The organism is Microcoleus sp. Aus8_D2 (assembly GCF_036702665.1).
Taxonomy (GTDB): domain Bacteria; phylum Cyanobacteriota; class Cyanobacteriia; order Cyanobacteriales; family Microcoleaceae; genus Microcoleus.
The window spans coordinates 151,048-176,742 of the sequence record NZ_JAUBUN010000010.1 but is presented as its reverse complement, the minus strand read 5'-3'; the positions used below and the strand labels follow the sequence as shown (position 1 = coordinate 176,742).

Here is a 25,695-nt window from a genome sequence, read left to right as displayed (position 1 = left end):
GAGGTTTGAGGGAAGAAGTCCGAGGTTCGAGGGAAATCCTAGTCGTCAATCAAGGGAATTGGCAATTGGTAATTGCTAAAAAAGTAGTTATGAGGATTAATTTTAAAATGAGATTTTTTAGTGATAACTCATGATTTACATTACCCAAAATACAACTTTTTTGAGTAATTACCTGTTGCCTACTCTTGATTACCTCCCTCGATAATCATTGACTTGGCTTGGTCAAAAAATGGTTGCAATATAGCTCGTGCTTGCTCGGAAAGCAGTTCTTTTAAACGAGTTTGTAGCAGATTGCAAACAGTTGCTTCGATTTTGTGGGTTTGGTGGGCTTCGACTATGCCGGAAACCCAGCCGAGGAGTCGCTGTTCGAGAAAGTCTCGATCGTTCAGCAGCATGGCCATAGCACAGTAGCGCAAGACTAACACCCAGTGTTTGAGCGATCGTTCTAAGGTTTCTTCTTTTGCGTCGGGGAATGTTTCTTCTAGTTTGTTGGCTATTGGTTGGAAGATGCTTACTTCCTTCTCTCGCAAAAATTCGTAAATTTTTAAGCGCTGGGACAGGGTTGCAACTTGACGCTTAAAAGCTATGAGTTCTTCGCCTTTTAGAAAGCGGTTTTCTGCCTGATCCAGCAGCGCCTCAATCTCAGGGTGCATGATTTTAATTAAGTGGTAATCGGTAATTGATAAAAGAAAAAGAAGGAAGAAGGAAGAGGTCCGAGGGGAAGAACGAAGAGGTCCGAGGTTCGAGGTTTGAGGGAAGAGGGATTGCCCTATTTTTTGTTTTCCCTTCCCCACAGAGATTAAAACAGGTCGAATAGGTCGTCAATGGTGACTTCTGCTGGTTCAGAAATAGAAATTGCTGGCAAGGGTGGCGGTAGGGGTAGGGCGCCCACTTCGGGAATTCCTTCCCAAGAAATAGCTTGAAAAAAGTCTGCTACTGACTTGGTTAAAGTCAGCACTTGACCGGGGGTCGAGCCATTTTGGGTTTCTAAAGGTTTTCCCAGCCAATTGTAGTGACCAAAGAAGTCTTGGACAGACTTGTCCAACCATGAAGTTTGACTTTTCATCTTTTTTCCTGCCTGGAGATGCCCACCATTGCTGTTCGCGATCGCGAAATTGGTGGGAGGAAAGGCAGGGCAGGGGATGTGCCTTTCCAGATTGTTTACCGCAATATTTCACCGTGTTCCAGTCGATTTTGAATATCGCGGGCGTTGGCACCTTCGTTGAGCCAGAATGCTGCTGCATCAATTTTGTCTGGGTTGCCGAGCAGGAATTTACAATAGGTTTCTCCCATTGAATAACATTGGAGTTCTATGCAACTGAGAGGCTTTTTGACTAGAGAGCCGAAGAAACCGGCGAACAAACCGGCGTATAGGTGACAAACTGGTTTGCCTACGTCGCCCAGAGTGCGAGCGACTGCTGAGTCAAACAGGTTGATGAAGATACAGCCGTGTTTGCGATCGCTCATGTCAACTTCCCAGCGACCCCAACCTTGAGCAGTGAAAGGCCACCACCAAGTTTCTAGCAGAAACATCAGATTCGACTGGCGAATGTTTTGGCTGAATTCGGCGCTAAACCATTTTTGAAAAAATTCGGAATCTTGCAGCCCCCATTGGCAACCAATAGTATACATGATTACAGAAGAAGCCGGGCCTACTTCTTCTTCGAGTCCTTCCACCAAACCGATGATAAAGTCTTCGCTGGTAAAAATGTTGCGCGACTCGTTCCAGTCTTTAATTGTACCAAACTGGCGATCGAAGGCAAAAAAATCCTGAAACCGATAATGGTTGTGATTTTTAGGATGCTTTTGCTTCAGTACCGATGCGCTGTGGGCGGAGATTTCTTTTTGGGCGGTAGAGACCATGGGTGCGTTACTCCTTTTTGGTGTAGTTGGCTCAACAGTAGGGTCACATAGAAAAAATAGACTGGTCTGTGTATTCAATTTAACGTCATTTTATGAATGCAGGCAGAGGGTATAATTTTTGACTGCAATATAGTAGGAGTATCAGATACTTCAGTTCTGCCTTCGGACAACTACTTATCTGACTAAGGAGGCGAAAGTCGTTATAACGTTAAACGGCGATGTGTTATCGTTTTGTGCAAGCTTGACCATCGAATCCAACCCTGGTTCGCCGAGGCGTCAGCAGCCACAAACAGAAAGAAGAACGATCGGGCGTAAGCGGACTAAGCGAAAGTCGCTCTACCGAGATGCTAAAGCACCGGAAGGTCGGTTGGCTACCAAAACAGCAGCAGCGATGGTAGCATGAGCTGCATACCGTTTCTTTCAAACGTTGAAGCATCAAGCATCTAAACGTGGATGTATTGTAGTAGACGTAATGGAAGAATATAGATCTAAAAGCTGTTGAAAGTGTGGACAGAGCCACACAAAATTACCAGGTAACAAACAATTTGTTGCCCCTGAATGCGGTCACGCAATTGGTCGTGACATAAATGGCGCCTTTAACAAAATGTTAAAGGCTTTGAGAGATACCTCCGCGTAGTCGTGAGATTGCATCTTACCACATCGCGCCATACACAGTAGAGGCTGGCAATCAGCCTCTACTGGGTTAAATGTATCTGTCCACTATATATATAGGGCATATGGGATGAAACATCACGCTTGTATTGCAATAGGCATCAATCAATATCAGTTACTCCAGCCTTTGAGCTATGCGCAAGAGGATGCGGAGGCACTGTACGGTTTTTTGACTGAGGAGGCTGGTTTTGCGCCGGATGGATGTCTGCTGATGACGGATAACTCGCCGTCGCTGTGGGGTCAATCGACGTATCCGAATCGCGAAAATATTCTGAGGTTGACTCAAAGCCTGTGCGCGGAACACCTGCAACAGGGAGATGTACTCTGGTGTTTTTTTAGCGGCTACGGTGTCAGCTATGAAGGTAAGGATTATTTGATGCCGGTTGATGGTAATCCGGCTGACATTCAGGGTACGGGGATTCCGGTAGAGTTGCTGTTGAATACTCTGAAAAATGCTCCTACGGAAACGGTGTTGGTGCTGGTGGATATGAACCGCAGCCAGATTGTGAAGGCTCTGGAAACGATCGGCACTCAAACGGCCGAGCTGGCGCGGGAACTGGAAATCCCGACGGTGCTTTCTTGCCGCCCGAATCAAGTTTCGCGGGAAACTTCTGCTCTGCGTCAAGGATTTTTTACGACGGCGCTTTTGGAGGGGCTGCGATCGGGACAGTGCTTGACGCTTAAGGGTTTAGACCGTTTCTTGAGCGCTCGGCTACCGGAGCTGTGCGACCACCATTTGCGTCCGAAACAAGAACCTTTGATGGTGGTCAATCCTCCGGGAAAGGCTCATTTGGTGATTTTGCCGGATGCTACTGGGGTGCCGACTGCTGTGTTGGCCGGACGCAACGGCAATATGACGGTTGCTGTGGCTGATGGGTTGGATCGCCCGCAAATGGGGACGGCTACGGCTCAAATGGATCTGCCAGAGGCAGCTCGCAATGCTCAGGATTCCCAAGTTGAGAGGCCGCCGGTATCGCCTCCGCCGAATGCTGTCGGGCCCTCCGGTGGGGGGGACGATCGACCGAACTTGCTGCATCCTGAGGATGCCGATAAGGGGGGGTCGGACAAATCATTTTTGCAGCAGCTAGTTTTATGGAGTTCAGCTACGGCTTTGGTGCTGCTGTTGGGTGTTTTTCTGACGAACAGATCCATTTTTATCGGTCAGCAGGAAGCAGATCCTCGATCGCCTGGTAAGAATGCCCAAAACTCTGGGCCTCAAAAATCTACTGGTGCTCAAGGGCTGCAGAACCAACCGCAGGCGGTGCAAGCAGGGACTGGTACCAAGCAGCCGCCGTCCAGCCAGCAGGTGTGGGCTGAGGCGAAAACTTTCCTCAAGGATGGTTCGGCTTCTAGTTTTAATAAAGCGGTGCTTAAGGCTCGAACGATTCCGGCTAGCGATCCGCTCTACCCTCAGGCCCAGCAGGATATTGAGCGCTGGAGTTTGACGATTTTGGATATAGCTAACGGGCGGGCTGCGAGGGGCGATTTCCAGGGGGCGATCGGCGCGGCTAAATTGATGCCTGATGCGAATAAGCCGGTTTACAATCAGTCAAAACAGGCGATCGCTCAGTGGGAGGATCTATCCAAAGAGCAGCAGGTAAATGCTGCTTTGCTATCGGCTGCTTCGGGCCAAATTAAGCGTGGGGCTGCCTCTTCTTACAGTAAAGGCATCCAGCAAGCTAGTAAAATTCAGCCCGGTCAGCCGAAGTACGAACAAGCTCAGCAGTTGATAGGACAGTGGAGCGAAGCTATTCTCAAAATTGCTCAGTTGCGCGGCTCTCAAGGAAGGCTGAAAGAGGCAGTTGAAGCTGCTTCGCTGGTGCCGTCGGGTACTAAGAGTTATCAGCCGGCTCAGAAGGCGATCGCCAATTGGAAAACTAAGCTGCAACGCCAGAAAAAAGGTTGATTTAGTTGATAATTTCCCGGTTTCCCACCGGGAAATTATCTTAGCTACAAAGCTGACATAGATCGCTCGATCGCTCGATCGCTCTTGACACTGCAAGAGGATACAGACACGTCGATCATTTAAGACCAATAATTTTATGCACCATTTCCCCTCCGCAGATCCGGCGGCAGGGGATTTTATATGCTGTCCGGTAGATGTTTTTTTATTAGACAAGATTGCAAAAATACCTAGAACGGGCGGGGGAGCCCGTCCCACAAATTTTTTTGCTTGTGGGATGGGCGGGGGAGCCCGTCCGAAAGTTTGATTAAAAGGACTTTTGCAATCTTGTCTATTGAGTGAAATATTTCCGAGGACGGTGGTTAATTAATATCTTTAATTCACGTCCCGGATCTCGATAAACCCGCCTCTCGCCCGTAAAAAAAATTTTTATTGTACCGGAATGATGGCTGTAGCGATGTTGATTTTTCCAAAAATGGTTGATGCGAAAGTCCTAAATAAGTCAGCTTGAGTATCAATTTTTTACAGGAGATTTTGGGATTTTATCACTTATGCTTAGCTGCTTAATTTAGACTGAATATCTACTTGAGGAACTAACAAATTGGGCGATATTTAATTACTATTAAACACCAAGGGGGAAGGTAAAATCGGTTCCTTCAAGCTTGACAGCGCGGGTATTGCCGTGTTGATTTGTTTGACCCATCTATTTGGGCTGTTAGGAGCGATCGACAGGTGGAAGCCTGTTGAAAATTGTGCTGTTTTTCAATTATTAGCATTGACGGAACTGTTATAAATTATACAGAATGAGCCGTTGCTGGAAATTATAGTCGGCGTGCGATCGCCCCCGATGAATTCAGAAAACCGATGCACCGCCAAGACAACAAAATGTGTGGATTCGCAAACTGCGAGTCTTCGTTGGCGCGGCGATCGCAAAGCTGCCTTAATTAACACAAATAAGGTCTTTGCAAGAAAAGAAAAAAAACATATCATTGAGAAACAAGAATCAAAACTCGATCGCTGATGGTAGCCCCCGTAACAATACGTATGCCTGAAGTTATAGTCCAGAGCGAAGCATATGGGGGGATCTAAATCAATAGGGTGAGGTGGCAGTGTCTGGGTGTTAAGGGGGCGCTCCCAGAGGAATGTTCGGCGAGCGATCCCTTTCCAATGGGGGAGGCTAAAAGCTACGAAGGCAAGGATCTGGAGACAATGCTGAACTTTTTGAGTTCAGGAGAGTAGCGTTAGCACTAAACTCTGCCATATTGTGGGAGGCGAGGCAAATTTGTAACAGTTCTTAACTATGAATAATTCTGTCAAAACTGCTAGCATAGTGACACTTTTGCTAGCAAAAACAGATAAAGTAAATAAAGTTGGCTAGCTCTAGAGGCCCCGATCCCCATCCAGGGGATGTTTAATCAATTGGATTCCTACCAAGTGGTTTTAGAGTTACAATTGGAACCAAAGCATCGCTATTTAACTGAGTTCTTTAGTTACTTTTACTTTCTGCTATGAACGTGGATTTTATCAAAGCCCAAGTCAGGTTGCTACAGGGTGCAAGTTCATCGGAGCGAGAAACCCTTATTAAAAACATCGGCGTCTGTGCTGGCGTGATCAGACCCGGAGAGTACGTGACTCCACAGCGGAAGCACGCCATCACTCTCTGGCTGCAAACAAATGCGGTGCGGCTCCGGCTTCCCCAACTTCCTATGGATTTATCGGGCCAAAAGCCTTCACACGGAAGTAATTAAGGGGTAGCGACAGCATCACATAAATTAGTCAATCTTGCCTAAAAGTGCTTTTTTGTTGAGCCCTACAGCATCAATGACACACGATTAAGATTGAAAAAATGTTTCTAGGGAGAGTTTTGCCCGAAAAAACGCCTGCGGACAAGAAGCGGCCAACCCATGCAGGTAGAAACAGGAAGTGAACGTCAAACCCGCTCGAAAAGTAGATTTGAGTAAGTTTCGCAGAACGGATTATTGTCCACAACTATAACCTGGGTTATTTGCTTTTAGATTTGAGATTCAAGATTGAGCTCGTGCTGCATAAATTTGCTATTTGTGGATCGGCTGAAAAATCAACCCTATCCAATAGGTATAACTAATTACACGGGCAGTCACGGGACTGCCTTTACTTTTGATCCAGGAGGCGAAACGGCTGCAAGTTAGAATAAACGCATCTACTTGCAGACAGAGTTTAGAGTTCTCATCTATTAAACAGCAGCAAAAATCTGGATTTTGTGGGCTGTTGGGGATGAGAGTTTTCTGCGGCTTGTAGTCTTTGCAAATCAGAGATGAGCTCGCGTCTGGGCGACTGGGGTAGGTATGAATTGCACGCGGTGCAGCATCTCCAGAACCGCCACCAACAATCTGAAATCTTTTTCAGATTGTTGGCTGTGGGAGTTGAGCGGGACGGTAACTGTTGGAGCTGTGGAACTTTCTGAGGAAGGACATCGCGTGCAAGGCTTGAACTCCGGAACAATTTTTATTTATGATATTAATATCATCAAACAGAAAAAGTTATTATAATTAACTTGCTTTATCATATATTTGTCAAAAAAAATACTGTGCCGAAGAAACAAAAATTTCCTTATTTAGTTGGTTCCCGATGGACTTCTCACCAAAAAACTTGGGGGTGGCGGCACTTTCAAGTTGTCAACCGAAAAAACGAAGGTAAGTGGGTATTTGCGGAAATGGTGGCGGCTTGCGATCCAAATGTCCGTTTCTGGCTGAACGCGACGCAGCTCAAAGATCGATCGCTCTGGGAAGCTGGATGGCAGTCTACACAAGAATTAGAGGAATTAGAAGCGGCAGAGTAAAAGATAGCGCTTTGGGGGTAGAGTGAGGTAGATGCTGGTAATCGGTCGTAGCAACAGGGTCAAGTAATGAAAAAGAAAGTTGTGTTCTTGGTGTGTTTGCTAATTAGTGCTGGATTGGGCGGTGCAGTTGGCCCAGAGTCGATCGCAATTCCAGTTCGCTCTAGCAGCAATACTCTGTCTGCCGATATTGCAGCTACCGCAGCGGACTTGTCGGGCCTAGTCCTGACTCTGCAAGACTTACCCGCAGGTTTTACAAAGGTGCCACTTGACCCTCTCAAAAATAAGGACAGCTTTCTCCCTGACTTTAAGCCAGCAAGCGTGTTTGGTTATCTAAAGAATGATGACCAGCCGTTTCAAATAGTGGTAGGATTTACAACGCAACTGTCCAACCAGAGCGATCGAGCCAAATTTGATGCAGCAATCAGTGAAGGTAGTTTTGCACAAGTGTTCTACCAATATTGTAAAAACAGTAACAAGGAAGCTCAGTTTACTAATCTTACCGCTTTAACCTTAGAAGATAAGATTGGCGAGCTCTCGGGTGGGTGGAGGACTCAAGAAAGAATGCCCGGTGAAACCGCTAATTTTGAATTCGCGGTGTTTCGGCGGGGACAAATAGGAAGTTTTATGATAATTATGTATTTTGACGGGAGCAAACCGCCTGTAACGATTAGCTCAGTCGCGCGCCAACTAGACAGACGCATCATGGAATTGAAACCCGACTTAACTCAACCGCAATAAGTGGATGTTGCCAGCAGTCAAAAAAATTAGCCTTCTAACTGCGGATGACAGTCTGATTAGTTATACTAACAAAACTCGTGCACAAGTAGCAGAGAAACCGGGTTGTTATTTTATTTATACCAATGTCTGTCAGCAGAGATTTTCGTTAATCAAACTCGGTTGCTGCGTTCAGGAATGATATCATGTCTGTTGAATTGCCCGCCATCAAATTTTGTCGCTTGGTTGGGGCGGGTTTATAGATATTGTGGATGTAAATTAGAGATTGTTGGCTCACGGGCCCCAACAAGTATTGTGGTTAATTTACCAGACACGATATGAGTGAGAATAAACAGCCCGACCGCAATAATAATTGATACCGAAATACCTATGACTGCCGCTGTTTCCCTGCAAAATGCCTGCAAAATATACAACAAAATTCCTGTTGTCAATGACCTTTCATTCACGATTGAAGCCGGAGAAATGTTCGGACTGCTGGGCCCCAACGGTGCCGGCAAATCGACGACAATTCGGATGCTGACTACGCTGACTAAACCCAGCAGCGGTCAAATTCAGGTAGCTGGATATGACGTGATGCGTCAAAGCTTGCAAGTTAAACAGTCCATCGGCGTTGTGCTGCAACAAACTAGCGTTGATAATGAGCTTTCTGTCTGGGAAAATATGGAGTTTCACGGGCGGATGCACCACATCCCCAACCCGAAACGGCAACAGTTGATTAAACAGTGGTTGGGATATGTAGAATTAGCAGAAAGAAGGGATGATTTAGTCAAAACTTTGTCGGGTGGAATGAAGCGGAGGTTGCAAATTGCCCGATCGCTTTTGCACGAACCACAAATCTTATTTTTGGATGAACCGACTGTAGGGTTAGATCCGCAAACGCGGCGCAGGTTGTGGGAAATTATTCTAGATTTGAACAAGCAGGGAATGACGATGCTGTTGACTACGCATTATATGGATGAAGTTGAGTATTTGTGCGATCGCATCGGGATTATGGACGGCGGTAAGTTGATTCAACTGGGAACGTTGGCGCAACTGCGGCAGGAACACGGTCAAGGGTTGGTGATGAAGCAAATAGGCGATCGCTGGGAATACAAGTTTTTTCCGACTCTGGAAGAAGCTAATTTTTATTTGGATGCTAAAGATGATAAGACTGGGATGATGGTTCGTCCTTCTAATTTAGAGGATATTTTTGTAGAATTAACAGGCCGACAGTTAGATTGATCCCTGGCTAATTGCTAAATAGAATCGGCGATTGAAATCGCTACTACACAAACTTTCGTCCGCCTCTGCGGACTCAGAAATAGAGGAGGTATTTAAGCAGGATTTTGTATATAGCGGTTCTCAAAAAAGTGAGGATAGCCCATAGCCCTGTTTGGCCTATGCCCATAGCCCGGTTTGGCCTATGCCCTATGCCCTATAGAACCCATTTGACATCTTTAAGTTTTTGGGTTGGGTGACGAGAAATATAGAGAGAAACCAGTTTCTGAGATTTACGCAAGGGGCGAGAAACCGGGTTTCTACGAGTTTTTGGGTTGGGTGACGAGAAATATACAGAGAAACCCGGTTTCTGAGATTTACGCAAAATAGATCTCAAATGGGTTCTATAGTACCTCATCTTTCTGAGAAAGGCTATAAATTCTTCTGACTTCTTTCCTCGATAACTAAATCCTGATTGCTTCAACGTCCCAATTTCCAATTACCAATTTCCAAATGACTCGCTTAGCCACAACAATAGAAGCTATACTTTACCTAAAAGGTCAGCCGGTGTCGATCGCAGAAATTGCTGAGATTGCCAAGTGCGATCGCTCTGACGCCGAAGATGCGATAATCGAACTCATGTCTGACTCCTCCCGCCGCGACAGTGCGTTAGAAGTTGTTGAAACCCCGACGGGATATAGCTTGCAACTCAGAGAAGAGTTTGCCAGTTTAATGCAAACTTTAATACCTCCCGAATTAGGTGTTGGGGCTTTGCGGACGCTGGCGGCGATCGCCCTCAAAGGCGGCATCGCGCAACCTGATTTAGTGAATTTGCGGGGTTCGGGAGCTTACCAGCAAGTGCAGGAACTGGTAGAAATGGGTTTCGTGCGGAAACGGAAGCCGGCCCAGGGGCGATCGTATTGGCTACAAGTTACAGATAAATTTCATCGGTACTTTCAGGTAGATCAACTCCCAAAACAATTGCAAATTGACTTTCAGGCAAATTTGTACCCAAGCAATGACGAGTAGTTTGAAGTAGAATGTAGCAAGCCAGAAATTAAGAATCGCCAAATGGTTTTTCACCCTGACTTTGACCGGGACAATGCCCAACAAACCGCAGTCAATCCACTTCTGAAGTACCTCCAACACCAATCCCCGGAGGTTCTAGCCCGCATCGCCAAGTCCGCCAGCCCAGAAATCAGAGAAATTATCTCTCATAACGTTCAAGGACTTGTCGGCGTGTTGCCTTCGGACAATTTTAACGTCGAAATTACCACTGACCGCGAAAACTTGGCAGGTTTGCTAGCTTCAGCGATGATGACAGGCTATTTTCTCAGACAAATGGAGCAGAGGATGCAGCTAGAAGAAAATTTAGCAAGCACCAGCTCGATTAAACCAAACTCTACCAAAGACAAGTAAAAATATCAACGGGTTGGGGAAGCCAGAAAGATGAAAGTTGTTCAAAAAAATAAATAGTCTTGGAGGCACAGGGAATAAGAAACCGGGTTTTTAACCGGATATTCCTCGCGCTACACGGAGGATTTTGGTGAAAAAACCCGGTTTTTACGTCCAGAACTAAGTAGTTGTACCGAATTGATTACATAAAATCTCACCTAAAAGCCTTGTCAGCGTCAAAAGCCTTTGTGTAATTAATCTTGTTTGATTACTGATCCTCAAAGGCATTCGCATTTAGGACTCAGAATACATAATTATTTTGGTTCCTCAATGCTGACTTTTAAATCCTCTCTAGGAAAAATGTGCGCCATGGCGCACATTTTTCCTAGAAATAAAATAAACTCTGTCCCAGAGCAGGAATCTCGCCAGATAAGTAGTTGTACAGAATTAATTACATAAAATCTCACCTGAAAGCTTTGTAAGCGTCAAAATCCTTTGTGTAATTAGTTTTGTCCGATTACCGATCGAGCATCAGATGCATCTTTCATCCTCCACCGCAGCAACTAACCACCGGTGGGGCTACCTGAGATGGGAAAAGCAGCCGGACGTACTTTAAGTTTCTGAACTTGACCCAAACGGTTAATTTCCACTTCGATTTCTTTGCCGACATTCGTGTTTTCCACCCGTTCTTGCACGTCCCCGGGAGTGTTGACCGCAATTCCGTCAACTTTTTGGATGACATCTCCGGCGCGCAAGTCGGCTTGTTGAGCTGGGGAATTTTCCACGACTCGGGTCACGGCGACGCCTTGATCGATCGTAATTTTATTATCGAGCTGTTTGTTGACTTCTGCCTTGGTGGCGGGAGTCAAGCCGATCATTTGAATGCCCAGATAGGGATGTTCGGCTTTTCCTTTGGCGAATAACTGATCGGACACTCGTTTGGCGGTTTCGATCGGAATTGCAAATCCCAAGCCTTGAGCGTCGGCCCGAATGGCGGTATTGATGCCAATTACTTCGCCTTGGTCGTTCAGTAGCGGGCCGCCGGAATTGCCGGGGTTGATGGCGGCGTCGGTTTGGATGAACCGGACTCGCTTGTCGGGGATGCCGACTTGGGAACTGGTTCTACCGGTAGCGCTAATAATGCCGACAGTCACGGTATTGTCGAGACCTAAAGGATTGCCGATCGCGATCGCCCACTGTCCCGGTACAATATTGTCCGATCGACCCAAAGCCACCTGCGGCAGTTCCTTGGCATTAATTTTCACCACAGCCACATCCGTCAGCGGATCGACTCCCTGGACTTTACCCTCAAACTCGCGGCCGTCTTTGAGCGTCACCTTAACTGTATCTGTCCCGGAGACGACGTGAGCATTAGTCACGATGCGGCCGTCAGAAGTGAGAATAAACCCCGAACCGGTACCGCGCTGGACTCGTTCTTCCGGCTGCGGCAAATTGTCCCCAAAAAACCGGCGAAACAAAGGATTTTTGAAAGCTTCGGGCACTTGATTCGTCACTTTACTCGATGCGTCAATCCGCACTACGGCCGGGCCGACTTTTTCGGCTGCTTCAGCAATAAAATTGGGATTGCTGCGATCGACTGGGCGATTTTCCTGAACAGGAGGAGACACATAGGAGGGGATTTGCTGGCGCACCACGGGCAAAACCGATCCAGTTTCCAGATTGTTTGAGCCTTGTAGATAGCGATTCCCCAACCATCCGATGCCTCCCCCAATTGACAGCAAAGTCACATAAAGGGTCAACTGCTTAAAAGATAAACTCATATTTAACAACTCCCGCTGAATACCTCATCCCCGCAGACACGTTGCGCTTTGAGCATTTTTGTCTTGGCGACGGGAAGGAAGCGGGGCGGGGCGTACCGCTTCCTCAAGAACATAGCTGTTAGCAGACAGGCGCTAACGGGCTTCACAGGTAAAGATTGCCTGATTTGCCAAGAGCGAGGAAAACTAATAATTCTCATCGTAACTTGGCTGAGCCTGGGATTTACAGTCTCGGACGCGGCTAGAGCTTTCAAATATGCGCTTTCACTCGGAGCGAAATTTGTCAATTGTCCGAATTGAATACTTTTTTTTGTACTTAATCAGTTTTAAACGCTTATTTCTGGTCATGTCTGCACTCCTAAAGGTCGATCGCCCCTGTTGGAAAAACGGTGGCAAATCTTCCTCCCGGTACACCTTTAGAAAACTCTGACTCCGCCCGCGCTAGAAGTGCCTGCGGGCTGGAATTGGCAAAAATTGGCCCAAGTTTACCAAGTGCGCCAGGATTTCCGCTACCCGCCCCAGCCGATTGCTGCTCAATATGCTGCACAACCATCAGCCAGCGGGAAAGGAATCCGTGGGCCGGATCTGGCTTCGATCCGAGTCCACCTTTCTTCTTTCTCGATCGCATCAGCACTCAGGCAGAAACCGGGTGCGATCGACGCAAATACACAGGTTATAGCCGGAAAACACAGTTAAAAAACCGGGTTTCTCTGGTCAAGACTGCGTAAGTCCTGAAATTTTAGTAACAGCCCGTGGCGAGATTTGAACTAAACCCCTCACTTAATTAACGAGTTTACGTCGTTTCAACCCATATATAACTCATCTCAAAAAGACCAATGACGGTTCTTTTCCTATCTGCAATTTCAGCAGAAGGAATGCCGCCAACAGTTTTTTAGACTGGGTTGATTTTTCCCAACTCATCGCGCTTACTTTCGCCTCACTAGGACTGTTTGTGCTGCTAACTTTTGTGTGGCCGCACAATCCCCTTAAATTCCTACCTTCCCCTATTCGCATCACCATTCAAATAGGAGCCAAATAATCAGCCTGCAACTACGACTGTTCGGCGGTCCGAAAACTGCTGCTGGAAACGAAGGCCGCTATCAATGAAGGCCCACACGCGATCGATAAATCCAAAGTGCTATAGCAGTCCATTCATCAGCGCTGGGCCGAACGGCACTAACCCTACATATGTACAAATCATTTAGGATTGCTATATGTCCTTGATTCAGTCTATGTTTTGATATCATGTCCGGTCGATTATCATCACAAAAGCGATCGAACGAATCTGATTGCGGTTAATCGATCGGACACGATATGACTGGGTTGTCACCCAGTCAGTGCAAGAAGTTGAGCTATGGGGACACGGCACTGCCGTGTCCCTACTGGTTGAGCGTTATAATCTTACTTACTTCTGTTTTGCCGCCGCTTTCTTCTTCGCATCTTTCTCAGCTTTCTTAGCCGCTTTCTCAGCTTCAAGTTTTGCGAACTTTGCTAGTTCTTTCTCTTCGGCTATTTTATCCAGATAGTAATGGTAATCTCCCAGATAAGTCCGAAACTCGCCGTCCCGAACTTCCACTATTTTGTTAGCGACTTGAGAGATAAAATAGCGATCGTGCGAAACGATAATTACCGTGCCGTCGTAATTCTGAATCGCCTCTTCCATCATCTCTTTCGCGGGAATGTCGAGGTGATTTGTCGGTTCGTCCAAAATTAGCAAGTTCACAGGTTCCAGCAGCATTTTTGCCAAAGCTAGACGGGCTTTTTCTCCACCGCTTAAAGCGCCAACGTGTTTGAATACTGTTTCACCGTTAAATAAGAACCGCCCCAACAAAGTGCGAACTTCTTCATTTTTCCAGTCTGGTACTTCGTCGTGAATGGTTTGCATCACGCTTTTATTCAAGTCTAAGGCTTCTGCTTGATTCTGCTCAAAGTAACCGGGGATGACGTTGTGTCCTCCCATTTTTACAGTACCTTCGGTGGGCGTTTCTAAACCCATAATCAGGCGCAGCAGGGTGGATTTCCCGGCGCCGTTGGGGCCGAGAAAGGCTATGCGATCGCCTCTTTCAATTAATAAATCTGCTCCCAAAAATAGAATTTTCTCGCCGTAGGTGTGCACTAAGTTTTCAATTATGGCTACTTCGCGGCCGCTGCGAGGTGCGGGGGGAAAGCGGAAATGCAAGGTTTTTAAGCCGCCGGTGGGGGCTTCGATGCGCTCGATTTTGTCTAACTGTTTCTCGCGACTTTTGGCTTGGGTGCTGCGTGTGGCGCTGGCGCGGAATTTTTCAACGAATGCTTGCTGTTTTTCGAGTTCTTTTTGCTGGCTTTCGTAGGCGCTGAGTTGGGCTTCTCTGGCTTCTGCTTTTTGCTGTAAATAGGAGGAGTAGTTGCCGAGGTAGGTGCTGGAAACGCCGCGTTCGGTTTCGACGATTTGGGTGCAGAGTCGATCGAGAAATTCGCGGTCATGGGATACGATTACCATCGGGGTAGTCAGCCCTTTGAGGTAAACTTCCAGCCATTCGATGGTTTCTAAGTCGAGGTGGTTGGTAGGTTCGTCTAACAGCAGGATGTCGGGTTTTTGGAGGAGGATTTTACCCAAACTCATCCGCATTTGCCAACCTCCGCTGAAGGCGCTAACCAATCGATCGCCATCTTCGGGTTCAAATCCGATTTCTGGTAAAATTTTCTCGATTTGGGCTTCTAATCCGTAGCCGTTTAAGCCTTCAAATTGCCGTTGCAATCGATCCATTTTGTGGATCAGTTGGTCGAGATTTTCTGGGTTGGAAGCTTCCAAGTCTCGATGGACTTGCATCAAAGATTCGTGGACTTCGTTAGCTTCGCTGAAGGCGCGCCAAAATTCCTCTTTAACGGTGCGGGTGGGATCGATTTCAAATTCTTGGGAGAGGTAGGCGATGTGGAGGCTGGCGGGACGAATGACTTCGCCGGAGGTGGGTTCCATTTCGCCGGCGATGATTTTGAGTTGGGTGGATTTACCGGCACCGTTGACGCCTACTAAGCCGATGCGATCGCCCGGTTTGACTTCCCAGGTGACATCTTTGAGTACGACGCCTGTGGGGTAAATTTTACTGATGTGTTCGAGTCGCAGCATTGTTGTGGGGACTGGGGAAGGGGAGGTTTAGCGGCGGATGGGATGCCGGCGCTGAGGTCGTGTTAATCTTAACAAATTTTAATTATATTTTAGTCATTGGCAAGATTTGGGTTTGCAGGGGCGATCGATTTTAGATTTTATAGCCCAGGGCACATGGGTAGCGAGAAACCGGGTTTTTTAAGAAAATACTTGACACCAAGCCCCAGATTCTCGAAAAACCCGGTTTCTAGGAGTGTGTAAGCGCGATCGCATTTGGGAAAGTTGAGGAAACAGGGCTATCGTGCTGTTTCAGATTGAATTTCTCGAATAATGGTTGAAATTTCTTCTTCTGAATCTAGATGTCGCGCCAAAACTTCGGCTGTGGCTTCTAGGAGGCGATCGCTAAACAATTTGGTTAAATCTTGCCGCAAACCTTGCCCAATGTAAAACTTGAGCAAAGCTGACAAAGGCATATCTCGATGCAGTGCTACTTTGTTTAGGGATTCTAAGGTATCTGTTGGGATTTCGATTGATACAGTTGTTGTTGGGCGCGATCGGATTTTTAATGTAAGTTCTTCTTCAGCGTTATTCATATAATTTCCTTTCTGTACGGGTAACTGGACGTGCAGAAATTATGCGGATTCGCACGCTGCGTTCTACATAAACCACTAGCAAGAGGCGTTGAGCAATAGAGTACCCTATAATAAAATCACGTTCCTCAGTCTCTGAACTAGCATCACCTTCCTTGTAGAAGGGGTCTAAGAAAACTTCGGTCGCTTCTTCAAAGGTAACGCCATGTTTTTCGAGGTTGCTTTCTGCTTTGTTGTTGTTCCATTCAAACTCAATGTCTTGCAGCCGATACAAAGTATCCATCTATGAATCTTAACATATTCAAATTTAGGTGGGTATGCCAAACTCCTTTAGAGGGATTTCCCGATTGAGACCGATCGTAGCATTTCTCATCTTAGGAAATAGTATAATGGATAGCTTAAATAATTATCGCAAATTTGTTAAGCAGCTTGTTACTGAATACGCTGAGATTCCCGTTTTTGACAGCGGGACGCAAAACGTGACAATTTTTGATGCGGAAAATGACCGCTATATGTTCATCAATATAGGTTGGTCTAATGAGCGGCGGATTCACCATTGTGTGATTCATATTGATATTATTGACGGTCAGGTGTGGATTCAAGCAAATAATACCGATCGCCCGATTGCTGAGGAGTTAGTTGCAGCGGGAATTCCTCCCGAATCAATCGTTTTGGGGCTTCAACCGCCTGATGTTAGACCCTATACTGCTTATGGGGTGCCTTCTAGGGAAATGCCGATCGCAGCCGAAGAATGTTATAAATGAGGAGAGCAGCAGACAAAATCCATGCCAAGGAAAATTCGAGAGTTAAAAGTTCAGATTGCGCGTCAAGGGTTTGTTTATCTACCGAAGCGTGGCAAAGGTAGCCACGAACGTTGGCGACATCCTTTGCTCAAGAAAACACTGACAATTTCTGGCAAAGATGGAGATGATGTGCCACTCTACCTAGAAAAGCAGTTAGCAGAGTTATTAACTAAACTCAATGAGTTAAGGGAGGATGAGGATTTATGAATCGATACAGCATGGTCGTTCAATGGTCTGATGAAGATCGGCTTTTCTTAGTGACGATTCCAGAGTTTGCCGATCGCGTTGTCATGCCTTGCACTCACGGAAAAACTCGCGAGGAAGCTATTCATAGCGGCGAAGAAGTGATAGAAATGTATTTGGAAGCTTGGGAAGCTGAAGGTGAATCTATCCCGGAACCTCGCACGCTTCAAATTGCTTGATTGATATGGCAAAAATCTATTTTTGTGGTGAGAAAGGGCGATCGCCTAACGTGCGGTTTCTGTGTTGCGGGATTGACTACAAACCCGCTAGTCTTATTGAAGAGAGATGAATGGGAGTAAAAATAATGACAATTGAACAAGCTGTATTAGAAAATTTACGGGAATTGCAGCCTGAGCAACAGCAAGAAGTTCTAAACTTCGTGCAGTTTCTCAAGCAAAAGTCTACTCCGAAACAACCTCAGCGTAGTTTGTACGGGTTGTGGAGCGATCTGCATATTGAAATTACAGCCGTGGATATTGCCGAAGTCCGTGTCGTTAAATTAGATTGCTAATTAACAATAATGTCATTTTTGGAGTAGCTGGCCATAAACATCATCCTCGGTATTATCCCAAATTGCATCTACCGATACTCGGCTTGTCAGAAGCCAAAATTCAGATTCATCATCAGGTAGGAATGTTACCAGAATCCTTGCACCTTCGGGAATTTCTGCTGGTTCCAATAATTCAATTTTGCCTTGGCGAACGATCGCCCAAAGTGTCTTTAGCATAGGGTGAGTCCAGAATCGTTCGGGTCGTATCTCAGTATATCGGATTTGTTGAGGACTTGCGGAATCATGACTGATAGTTCGATCGGGCGATCGCACTGAGGGCGGGCGAGTTTTGGGTTTGTTGGGAATTGACGAAAGGGCGATCGGGCTGAGGGCGGCATTTTTGCAAGGAATTAGACAAGGTGGGGGAGAAGTGAGGGGAGAAGTGCGATCGTAATTCAATCATATACTTTTTATTATCAAGGACTTAGTGAAAAACTTGGTAAAGGACTTGGTGATGTAACTAATTGACCATTATCCCAAAGTTGGATTTTACGAGCGCCATCCCTATTTATCCTTACTGCGAAACCGTTGGGTTTACCATCACGCCAATACCCTTCTAAACGATCGCCATTAGCCCAAGTATAAACCCCTTTATCGTTATATTTGTCATCGCGCCATTCTCCGTCATAGCGATCGCCATTAGACCAAATAATAGTGCCTAAACCGTTATATTTGCCATTTTTCCACTCCCCCTCATAACTTTGTGTCTGATTGTTTTTAGGGTAAGTCATGTACCCTCTACCATTAATTTCGTCGTCGCGAAACTCACCTACATAACGCCTGCCATCTGCATAAGTAAAAGTCCCTTTACCATTGCGATTTTTTCCTAAAATCCTCCAATCTCCTTCATAGCGATCGCCATTTTTGTAAATATACACACCCTTGACGTAACTATCATCTTTCCACTCACCTTCTAGGCGAGCCCCATTCGGATAAATATACACGCCTTTACCATTTCTTTTATCATTACTCCATTCCCCTTCATACCGCTCGCCATTTGCATAAGTAAACACACCTTTACCTTTGTATTGCCCGTTCTTGAACTCCCCTTCATACCTATCACCCTTAGCACTAATAAATACTCCTTTACCATGTGGCTTACTATTTAAAGTCTCACCCTTATATCTACCACCACCCTCGTATGTGACCTCACTTGTCAGAGGGCAGAAACCTGCTTGCCAACCAATACATTGTTTGATTTCATTTTGAAACCCTAACAATAACATTAAAGACAAGCATAAAGAGAAGAGTACGACCTCTATACTACCCCTGGAAATATTATAATTTCGACGAGGAGAAATTATTAACTTTAGTTCCTCATCAAGCTCAATTTTTTCTGTATTTATACCTACTAATATGTGAAGATATCCTAAGCAAAAGTACCAAATACTAGCAGCTACGTTAATAGGGAAAGCTACTAGCCACTGCCAAATTCCTTCAAATCTAAAACCTAGTATAGATGCTCTGAGAGTATAAAACCAGTAGTCAAAAAAGTTATTGATAGTAACAGCATCTTGAGTCGTCCATTTGACAAATTCAGTAATATAAATTTTGTTATTGATATATTTAACTGCTCTATCTGTGAATATATCGATGTAGGGGATATCACTTACTCTATAGATAACAAGTGAGACGAAGTTTTGATAGTCAAGTATGGTATTAAAAAAGCAGAAAAATAAGGTTGTAGGAACTATTATAATAACGGCAGGAAGGTAGCCAAATCTATCTACCCAAGACTGTATTCCATAGCCTATACTAATAAAAGCAGCCCATATAGTATTCCAAAAAATTGTCCCTGGGATGCCTTTTATTTTCCTAATTTCTGGCTCGTCAGCGTTTGCCAAAATTTGCCATAGACCTACAATAAGTATTACAGCGATTACGAGGAAAACACGTAAAATAATATCTAACCCTTCTATACCAGTAATTTGAATTTCCAGCAAATTTCCGCTTGTGAGCATAGAGAATACTTCCTCTGTCCACAGCGTGAAAGGTCTAAGGATGAAAAATACTAAAAGTCGTGCTAAAAATAATAGAACGACGGCTCCTATGATACAAAAAATTGTCAATAAAATATCATTCCAAAACTTTCTAGTCATTGCTATAGTCCATCCTATTGCTTTTTTAAAATATGCTGATTATCTATTGCAATAATCAATAGTTGCTTTTAGATAAGGCACTAATCCTCCAAACCAAGTAGCCCAAGCCTGTTTTCCTTCATTGCTATTAATGAAAGAATTAACAGAATTTTGCCACTGAGAATCGTTAGCGGGAAGTATCATCCCATATACGTCACAAGAAAGAGGTTGACTGGGCAATAAAGCAAAATTATCTACAGGCAATCCTTGTCTGACGGCTTCTCCTACCAAAAGAACCGTATCGCCCGCAAATGCAGTAATTTTACCGTTCGATACTGCTGTGATGCCTAAATATCTTTCGGTAAACTGTACTATTTCAGCACGAGGATATACTCTGGCAACTGCTGCTAAATTAGCAGAACCTTGAAGGACGCCAATACTTGTATTTGACAAGTTGACGTTTCTATTTTGATTTTTGACAAGCAACTGTGTGCCTGTAATAAAAAATGGTTGAGAATACTTAATATTCTCGACTTGTTCTTTAGCATTGCTTATTGTGTTAGGCCCACACTCTATATGCACAGTTCCGTTTCTGACGATCGCCTCGCGATTTTGAATAGTAGAACGCACGGCTGCTACAGTAACAGTTCTGTTCAGTTTTCGGCTGAGGCTGTTTGCTAGTGCATCTGCAAAAGTAGTACAATAGCCTTTCCAGCCTTGTCCATCTTCATAGCCAAAAAGCACAGCGTCTTTTCTAATCCCAACTTTTAAAACTCCTGTTTGCTGAATTTCTTGCAAGACTGTCTGCGCCCAGCTTGCAGTAGAAAAAAGCACAGCATATATAATGCTAGATGTGATAAGTATCAGCTTTAATTGCTTATTCATTATGTTATATTGCTACTTGTGAATCAGTGCTCGCTAGCTATTGGTAAAATAGTTTACCAACACGATCTCAGCTTTGTCAGTGATAAAAAGTGATAAAAAGTAATATAAAGTGGTTACTTTCCCCAAATCGCCCTAAAATCTCCTCTCAGGTAGATGCCCCTAGAGTTAAACTCTTCTCATCACCCCTGACAACCCAACTTCCTTGGCCTACGACAACACCTGCAAATATCTAGCCGAAAAATTCCCCGCCGCCTTCGTCCGCTGGCTACTCCCAATTGACGAACCCACCAACATTCAGGTTCTCAAAACCGAACTAATTCAAGAACCCATCCGCGCAGATTCTCTCGTATTCCTGCAAACCGATCGCCAAATCCTCCATCTGGAATTTGAAACCCGACCCTACTCCGATCCGCCGATCGCCTTCAGGATGCTAGACTACTACGTCAGGCTCAAACGCCAATACTCCTGTGACATCAATCAAGTAGTAATTTTTTTGCAACAAACAGCCTCAGAACAAGTTTTTGTATCCGAGTACACAGACGCGAACACCCGGCACGGATATCGAGTCCTTCGCCTGTGGGAACAAGACCCCGCTTTACTGCTGTCAGTCCCCGGCCTACTCCCGCTAGCGACACTATCTCAAACGAACTCCCCGCGAACTTTGTTAGAGCAAATAGCTACTCAGATTGCTATAATCGAAGAACCTAATCAGCAAGCGGATTTACTCGCTTGCACCCAAGTGCTCGCAGGTTTGAGATTTGAAAAAGACTTAATTAGACAACTATTTAGGAAAGAAACTATGCGCGGTTCTGTGATTTACCAAGAAATTCGCGAAGATGGTCTCATTGAAGGAAGGAAAAATGAGGCGCTGTCGTTAGTCACTCGCCAGTTGACTCGACGCATCGGTGCGATCGCTCCTCAAATAAGCGAGCAAATTCAGACTTTATCCGTAGAGGAATTAGAGAATTTAGGAGAGGCGCTGCTGGACTTTTCAGAAGCCTCAGATTTAACCAATTGGTTGAACGAACGCCAGCCTTAATTGGTAAAATATAGTCCGATATGTTCAAAAATTTACCAGATACTTACTTTAAAGAAACTTAAGCCATGACTGTTGATGAAGCTCTCGCCATTGTCGAAACAGTCCTAGATGACGACGAACAGTTAAACGACGTGCAAGAGCTAATCTTCAGACAGTGCTGGGAAGGCAGATGTTTTTATGAAGAAATTGCTAAACTCTCTCAATATAATGATGAATATATCAAGTCTGCTGGTGCTAAACTCTGGAAATTACTATCAGAAGCTTTTGACGAAAAAGTAAAAAAAAACAATCTTAAATCAGTCCTAAAACGATATTTTAGACGACAGCAAATAACCTTGAATCGAACTCAAGTGATTGGAGTTAACCTCAGCGGTGCTAACTTAAGCGGAGCCAGAGTATTATTCGTAAACCTAAGTAAATCTGATTCGTCAGCAGATTTGCAGGGTGCAGTTATATCTGATAATAAGACAGCATCAGATGAAATTATCAAGGCTGAAGACGGTCATAACCAGGGGATTTTGTCTGAATCAGAAGAACGTATTTATCACTGGAATGATTTGTGTTTTCGCTGCGAAGAAGAAGTTAAAATCGCCGAAGCACTCGATCGCACTTCCGTCCTTTTCTTCCCCAACTCCAAAGCCCGACTGACAACACCCTCCGGCCGACAAAACCAAGAACCCGATTTCCTCATCTTCCACCAAGGCAAATGGGGTATTCTGGAAATATCCCATCCCGATACAGAAAAAGATCAAACGCGCGATCGCCAGTTTGCATCCCACGGCATCCGCATCATCCACTATTGCGACGCTAACAGATGTATCGAAGAACCCGATCGCATTGTACAAGAATTTTTAGATTTATTGAGTCAGGCGTAGGGCGAGTGGTTTTCTCCGCAGGGCGATCGATCAAACTCCCAACCTATTGCATTTTCAGCCAACCGTAAACCTGCTCGACTTTTAATCGCAGTGGAATACCTTCTAATACAGGCAATACTTCATTTCCCAAATACAAACGGGGTTGCTGTTCGGGCGCCAAGACTAAAATACTAGCATCATCGGGGTCGAGAAACCAGCCCAACCGACTGCCAAAATTCAGACAATACAGAATATTTCCAATAACTTTATTGGGCTTTTGTTCGGGTGAAAGAACTTCAACGATCCAATCGGGTGGCAAATTAAACCGATCGGGAACTTCACCCGTCTCAGTAAAAGGAATTTGCCCCCAGAGGAAAACGGCAATATCGGCAACGATCGCCCGATCGCCAAAACTACAGCGCAATTCGGGAAAAGCATACGCAATGCGATCGCTTTCACAGACGCGATTCACCGCATCGCAGAGTTTTCCTTGCAGGCGGCTGTGTCTTCCTTTGGGCATCGGTTTCTGAATGATTTCTCCTTCGATATATTCGCTCGCAGGTTTGGTTTCTGGCTGTTGGAGAAACTCTTCTAGGGTTAGTTTTGTTTGGTGAGGGGCGATCGTCATATCGGCAAGTTAAGGTTACTCAACCGTCTCTACCAGTCTACTTGGCAACTGATACATCAACTATATTTCCCAGAGGACTCAGCAGCCGCCGCGAGTCTGTCCATCACCGCTCTACCAATCACGGCTAACTCACTAATCGGCATACACTGAATTTTCTTCAGCAGGTCATTGGTATTGACAGGTTCAGGCATTGGCTTGCCTTCGAGATGAGCCATCAATTCTTCCATTGTAAAGCCCGCTCTTGCTGCAATCTGAGTCAAATTTTTCGTATCTGGGAGTACCTGTCCCTTCTCCCAATACTGAACAGCAGACCCAGAGACTCCCAATAGCCTACCAAAAGCGCTAAAACTCATGGAGCCACGGGCTAGCTTCACAACCTCAACAAGTTTTTTCCGAGCTTCTGCGTCCACAGTATGAGTCACCACTTAATCAACACATAACTCAGTTTACTGCTCAATTGATTTGGACTCTAGCCTTAATCCCCAGAAACCTCAGCCGCCGCCGCGAATCTATCCGCCACAGCTCTGCCAATTAGCGCCACTTGACCCAGAGGCAAAAACTGAATTTTTTTGACAATATCGTTGATTTCTGGAGCTTCTGAAACTGGCTTGCCATCCAAAAATCTCAGAAATTCTTCTAGCGTATAACCTGCTCTGGCAGCGAGCTTAGCCAAGTTTTCAGTATCGGGAACGGTATCGCCTCTTTCCCAAAGCTGAACAGCAGTAGCGGAAACGCCCAAAAGCTTACCAAACGCTCGCTGGCTCATTGTCCCGCGCGCTGTTTTGATAATTTCACTCAATTTTTGTCTATTTTGGATGTTCACGACTTAAAAGCTACTCGGCTTTACCTACAAGTAAACTGGTCAGTTTATAAATCATTATCATTTAATGCTTTAACGCTTAACTTGTAAGTATTGACATACAAGTAAGTTCAGTCTAAAATAAAAACTATAGATATAGTTTTACTGCATCGGAGCGCCCCTCACGATCCAGGAGTCCCCAAAAATGACCAAAAGACGCAGCCAAAACACCCACAACTCACGTCGCAACCGTCAAAGCCTCACCGCCTCCGGTTGGCTAAAACCCCAGTGCTGGCAAATTTCCAAAACGGAAGCCGCCGAAGCCCTGAAAATCCCCGTCAACCGCATAGTCAAAGTGTACCCCAAACAACATCAAGTAATAGTCGTTTATCTGAACAATAAAGGACAAAAATGCAGTTCCTTTTTTAGCTACAGGCTATTTGCCAGATGGGAAAAAGAGACGATCGCAGCGATCGCCAGTTGTAGAAACCAGCAAACCCTCGCGCCCCTAGAAGTAATTGTACAATACGATATCGAACATTTCAAATATCCCGTCCAGAGCGCAGACGCAATTTGGGAAGCCCTACTCAACAATATCTCCCGCGTCACCAGGGAGCTGAGGCTGAGCAAACAATGCGCCTAGCCCCCGATCGATCCATCAATTAGTAGAAGCAGCCAACTCAGCCAAACGTTCCTGCTGATCCTGAGAAATGCAAGTCTGAATAATCCCCTCAATATCCCCTTCCAAAACAGTATTGAGCGAAAAATTCTCCCCCAAACGGTGGTCGGTAGCCCGATTATCCTTATAGTTGTAGGTGCGAATCTTCTCCGATCGCGAACCAGTACCAACCTGAGCCAAACGCCGCGACTTCACCTCATCCTGCTGCTCGCGCAACTTCATCTCGTAGAGCTTAGCCCGCAAAATCTGCATCGCCCGCTCCTTATTCTGCAACTGACTGCGCTCCTCAGTACAGAAAATCCGAATCCCCGTCGGCTTGTGAAACAAATCCGCAGCAGTTTCCACCTTGTTCACATTTTGACCGCCAGCACCGCCCGATCGAGCCGTACTCATCTCAATATCCTTTGGATCGATGTGAATCTCCACCTCATCCACCTCCGGCATCACCGCCACCGTAGCCGTCGAGGTGTGCACCCGGCCGCCAGCCTCAGTCACAGGTACGCGCTGCACCCGGTGTACTCCCGCCTCAAACTTCAGCTTGCTGTACACGCTGTCGCCTGTAACTTCCAGAATCACCTCTTTAAAGCCGCCCATTTCCGCCAGTGACTCGCTGACCAATTTTACCTGCCAGCCTTGAGTTTGAGCGTAGCGGGTATACAAGCGCAGCAAATCTCCCGCCCAAATACTAGCTTCATCTCCGCCAGTACCCGCGCGAATTTCCAGCATAATATTCTTGTCATCGTTCGGGTCGCGGGGAAGCAGCAACACCTTCAAACGACTTTCCAAATTCTCCAGCTTCGACTCAAGTTCCTCAACTTCCAGCCCAGCCATTTCTTGCATATCTCGATCGCCCGCAGCCTCCTTAAGCACCTGCCGCGCGCCCGCTAAATCTTCCTGAGTAGTTTTCCACAGATCGAAAGTATCGACCACTTCCTCCAAGGACGATCGAGCTTTTGCCACCCGTTGGAACTCATAATTATCCCTAGCCACATCCGGGTCAGCCATGCGGCGAGTCAACTCGTGAAAAGTTTGCTCTACCGACTTCAATTTATCCAGTAAATAAGATTCAGCCATGTCAAATGTCCTCCGTCAATCGATTTT

32 protein-coding genes are annotated in these 25,695 nt (G+C 45.7%); 17 read left to right on the top strand and 15 right to left on the bottom strand.

Annotated elements, in window-relative coordinates; all coding sequences use genetic code 11:
* Positions 1-179: 179 nt before the first annotated feature.
* From QUB64_RS11100 to QUB64_RS11090, 3 genes are all read right to left on the bottom strand, one after another.
* A complete protein-coding gene (locus QUB64_RS11100) occupies positions 180-653 on the bottom strand; it encodes a phycobilisome protein (protein ID WP_333265303.1) in 474 nt (157 codons plus the stop codon).
* 146 nt (positions 654-799) lie between these two features.
* Entirely contained in the window at positions 800-1,066 is a 267-nt protein-coding gene (locus QUB64_RS11095) for a hypothetical protein (protein ID WP_333265305.1), read from the bottom strand.
* A gap of 95 nt (positions 1,067-1,161) precedes the next feature.
* On the bottom strand, positions 1,162-1,863 hold the full coding sequence (locus tag QUB64_RS11090) for a V4R domain-containing protein (RefSeq protein WP_333265308.1): 702 nt from the start codon (positions 1,861-1,863) through the stop codon (positions 1,162-1,164).
* Positions 1,864-2,104: 241 nt separating this feature from the next.
* On the opposite strand from QUB64_RS11090, the gene QUB64_RS11085 reads away from it, so the two are divergent.
* Positions 2,105-2,266: a hypothetical protein gene (locus QUB64_RS11085; RefSeq protein ID WP_333265310.1), complete on the top strand. Its 162-nt coding sequence runs from the start codon at positions 2,105-2,107 to the stop codon at positions 2,264-2,266.
* Positions 2,267-2,605: 339 nt separating this feature from the next.
* A complete protein-coding gene (locus QUB64_RS11080; RefSeq protein WP_333265311.1) occupies positions 2,606-4,441 on the top strand; it encodes a caspase family protein in 1,836 nt (611 codons plus the stop codon).
* A 759-nt stretch (positions 4,442-5,200) separates the two neighbouring features.
* On the opposite strand, the gene QUB64_RS11075 is transcribed toward QUB64_RS11080, so the two are convergent.
* A complete protein-coding gene (locus QUB64_RS11075; RefSeq protein WP_333265313.1) occupies positions 5,201-5,389 on the bottom strand; it encodes a hypothetical protein in 189 nt (62 codons plus the stop codon).
* A 557-nt stretch (positions 5,390-5,946) separates the two neighbouring features.
* On the opposite strand from QUB64_RS11075, the gene QUB64_RS11070 reads away from it, so the two are divergent.
* From QUB64_RS11070 to QUB64_RS11040, 7 genes are all read left to right on the top strand, one after another.
* A complete protein-coding gene (locus tag QUB64_RS11070) occupies positions 5,947-6,186 on the top strand; it encodes a hypothetical protein (protein WP_193976650.1) in 240 nt (79 codons plus the stop codon).
* 576 nt (positions 6,187-6,762) lie between these two features.
* A complete protein-coding gene (locus tag QUB64_RS11065) occupies positions 6,763-6,966 on the top strand; it encodes a hypothetical protein (protein WP_333265316.1) in 204 nt (67 codons plus the stop codon).
* 38 nt (positions 6,967-7,004) lie between these two features.
* Positions 7,005-7,256, top strand: a complete 252-nt coding sequence (locus QUB64_RS11060; RefSeq protein ID WP_333265318.1) for a TIGR02450 family Trp-rich protein — start codon at positions 7,005-7,007, stop codon at positions 7,254-7,256.
* A 66-nt stretch (positions 7,257-7,322) separates the two neighbouring features.
* Positions 7,323-7,994 carry a hypothetical protein gene (locus QUB64_RS11055; RefSeq protein WP_333265320.1) on the top strand — a complete coding sequence of 224 codons (672 nt, stop codon included), beginning with the start codon at positions 7,323-7,325 and terminating at the stop codon, positions 7,992-7,994.
* Positions 7,995-8,360: 366 nt separating this feature from the next.
* Entirely contained in the window at positions 8,361-9,212 is an 852-nt protein-coding gene (locus QUB64_RS11050) for an ABC transporter ATP-binding protein (protein ID WP_333265322.1), read from the top strand.
* A 489-nt stretch (positions 9,213-9,701) separates the two neighbouring features.
* The gene (scpB, locus tag QUB64_RS11045) at positions 9,702-10,217 is read left to right on the top strand and encodes an SMC-Scp complex subunit ScpB (RefSeq protein ID WP_333265323.1); all 516 of its coding nucleotides are present in this window, start codon (positions 9,702-9,704) and stop codon (positions 10,215-10,217) included.
* 42 nt (positions 10,218-10,259) lie between these two features.
* A complete protein-coding gene (locus tag QUB64_RS11040; RefSeq protein ID WP_333265325.1) occupies positions 10,260-10,607 on the top strand; it encodes a DUF760 domain-containing protein in 348 nt (115 codons plus the stop codon).
* Positions 10,608-11,146: 539 nt separating this feature from the next.
* Here QUB64_RS11040 and QUB64_RS11035 read toward each other — a convergent pair.
* Positions 11,147-12,364 (bottom strand): HhoA/HhoB/HtrA family serine endopeptidase, encoded by a 1,218-nt coding sequence (locus QUB64_RS11035; protein ID WP_333265328.1) that lies wholly within the window; start codon positions 12,362-12,364, stop codon positions 11,147-11,149.
* 386 nt (positions 12,365-12,750) lie between these two features.
* On the opposite strand from QUB64_RS11035, the gene QUB64_RS11030 reads away from it, so the two are divergent.
* Positions 12,751-13,089: a hypothetical protein gene (locus QUB64_RS11030; protein ID WP_333265330.1), complete on the top strand. Its 339-nt coding sequence runs from the start codon at positions 12,751-12,753 to the stop codon at positions 13,087-13,089.
* Between the two features lie 677 nt (positions 13,090-13,766).
* Here the strand turns inward: QUB64_RS11030 and QUB64_RS11025 are convergent.
* From QUB64_RS11025 to QUB64_RS11015, 3 genes are all read right to left on the bottom strand, one after another.
* Positions 13,767-15,467, bottom strand: a complete 1,701-nt coding sequence (locus QUB64_RS11025; RefSeq protein WP_333265332.1) for an ABC-F family ATP-binding cassette domain-containing protein — start codon at positions 15,465-15,467, stop codon at positions 13,767-13,769.
* 275 nt (positions 15,468-15,742) lie between these two features.
* Complete coding sequence (locus tag QUB64_RS11020; protein ID WP_333265334.1) at positions 15,743-16,039, bottom strand: hypothetical protein; 297 nt, start codon at positions 16,037-16,039, stop codon at positions 15,743-15,745.
* Positions 16,032-16,319 carry a BrnT family toxin gene (locus tag QUB64_RS11015; RefSeq protein ID WP_333265336.1) on the bottom strand — a complete coding sequence of 96 codons (288 nt, stop codon included), beginning with the start codon at positions 16,317-16,319 and terminating at the stop codon, positions 16,032-16,034. Before QUB64_RS11015 ends, QUB64_RS11020 begins: the two co-directional genes overlap by 8 nt.
* Before the next feature lie 106 nt (positions 16,320-16,425).
* Between QUB64_RS11015 and QUB64_RS11010 the strand changes: the two genes are divergently transcribed.
* From QUB64_RS11010 to QUB64_RS10995, 4 genes are all read left to right on the top strand, one after another.
* A complete protein-coding gene (locus tag QUB64_RS11010) occupies positions 16,426-16,800 on the top strand; it encodes a XisI protein (RefSeq protein ID WP_333265338.1) in 375 nt (124 codons plus the stop codon).
* A gap of 21 nt (positions 16,801-16,821) precedes the next feature.
* A complete protein-coding gene (locus QUB64_RS11005; RefSeq protein ID WP_333265340.1) occupies positions 16,822-17,046 on the top strand; it encodes a type II toxin-antitoxin system HicA family toxin in 225 nt (74 codons plus the stop codon).
* Entirely contained in the window at positions 17,043-17,261 is a 219-nt protein-coding gene (locus QUB64_RS11000; protein ID WP_333265342.1) for a type II toxin-antitoxin system HicB family antitoxin, read from the top strand. The genes QUB64_RS11005 and QUB64_RS11000 overlap by 4 nt, the downstream gene beginning before the upstream one ends.
* Before the next feature lie 125 nt (positions 17,262-17,386).
* Positions 17,387-17,593 carry a DUF2281 domain-containing protein gene (locus QUB64_RS10995; protein ID WP_333265344.1) on the top strand — a complete coding sequence of 69 codons (207 nt, stop codon included), beginning with the start codon at positions 17,387-17,389 and terminating at the stop codon, positions 17,591-17,593.
* A gap of 12 nt (positions 17,594-17,605) precedes the next feature.
* Here QUB64_RS10995 and QUB64_RS10990 read toward each other — a convergent pair whose 3' ends face one another.
* Genes QUB64_RS10990 through QUB64_RS10980 form a run of 3 tightly spaced genes read right to left on the bottom strand, consistent with a single transcriptional unit; the run spans position 17,606 to position 20,595 of the window.
* Positions 17,606-18,031 (bottom strand): hypothetical protein, encoded by a 426-nt coding sequence (locus tag QUB64_RS10990; RefSeq protein ID WP_333265346.1) that lies wholly within the window; start codon positions 18,029-18,031, stop codon positions 17,606-17,608.
* 17 nt (positions 18,032-18,048) lie between these two features.
* Entirely contained in the window at positions 18,049-19,731 is a 1,683-nt protein-coding gene (locus tag QUB64_RS10985; RefSeq protein ID WP_333265348.1) for an MORN repeat-containing protein, read from the bottom strand.
* A 39-nt stretch (positions 19,732-19,770) separates the two neighbouring features.
* On the bottom strand, positions 19,771-20,595 hold the full coding sequence (locus tag QUB64_RS10980; protein WP_333265350.1) for an amino acid ABC transporter substrate-binding protein: 825 nt from the start codon (positions 20,593-20,595) through the stop codon (positions 19,771-19,773).
* Between the two features lie 202 nt (positions 20,596-20,797).
* Here QUB64_RS10980 and QUB64_RS10975 point away from each other — a divergent pair, with 202 nt between their 5' ends.
* Both QUB64_RS10975 and QUB64_RS10970 read left to right on the top strand, forming a co-directional pair.
* Positions 20,798-21,634, top strand: a complete 837-nt coding sequence (locus QUB64_RS10975) for an Rpn family recombination-promoting nuclease/putative transposase (RefSeq protein ID WP_333265352.1) — start codon at positions 20,798-20,800, stop codon at positions 21,632-21,634.
* 65 nt (positions 21,635-21,699) lie between these two features.
* Positions 21,700-22,509 (top strand): pentapeptide repeat-containing protein, encoded by an 810-nt coding sequence (locus QUB64_RS10970; RefSeq protein ID WP_333265354.1) that lies wholly within the window; start codon positions 21,700-21,702, stop codon positions 22,507-22,509.
* 43 nt (positions 22,510-22,552) lie between these two features.
* Here the strand turns inward: QUB64_RS10970 and QUB64_RS10965 are convergent, their stop codons facing one another.
* The 3 genes from QUB64_RS10965 to QUB64_RS10955 are packed head-to-tail and all read right to left on the bottom strand — an operon-like array spanning position 22,553 to position 23,939.
* Positions 22,553-23,116 carry a Uma2 family endonuclease gene (locus QUB64_RS10965; RefSeq protein WP_333265356.1) on the bottom strand — a complete coding sequence of 188 codons (564 nt, stop codon included), beginning with the start codon at positions 23,114-23,116 and terminating at the stop codon, positions 22,553-22,555.
* A gap of 56 nt (positions 23,117-23,172) precedes the next feature.
* Positions 23,173-23,538, bottom strand: a complete 366-nt coding sequence (locus tag QUB64_RS10960; protein WP_333265358.1) for a helix-turn-helix domain-containing protein — start codon at positions 23,536-23,538, stop codon at positions 23,173-23,175.
* Positions 23,539-23,591: 53 nt separating this feature from the next.
* Positions 23,592-23,939: a helix-turn-helix domain-containing protein gene (locus tag QUB64_RS10955; RefSeq protein WP_333265360.1), complete on the bottom strand. Its 348-nt coding sequence runs from the start codon at positions 23,937-23,939 to the stop codon at positions 23,592-23,594.
* A 181-nt stretch (positions 23,940-24,120) separates the two neighbouring features.
* Between QUB64_RS10955 and QUB64_RS10950 the strand changes: the two genes are divergently transcribed.
* Positions 24,121-24,558 carry a hypothetical protein gene (locus QUB64_RS10950; RefSeq protein WP_333265362.1) on the top strand — a complete coding sequence of 146 codons (438 nt, stop codon included), beginning with the start codon at positions 24,121-24,123 and terminating at the stop codon, positions 24,556-24,558.
* A gap of 15 nt (positions 24,559-24,573) precedes the next feature.
* On the opposite strand, the gene prfA is transcribed toward QUB64_RS10950, so the two are convergent.
* The gene (gene prfA / locus QUB64_RS10945) at positions 24,574-25,668 is read right to left on the bottom strand and encodes a peptide chain release factor 1 (RefSeq protein WP_333265364.1); all 1,095 of its coding nucleotides are present in this window, start codon (positions 25,666-25,668) and stop codon (positions 24,574-24,576) included.
* Between the last annotated feature and the right edge of the window lie 27 nt (positions 25,669-25,695).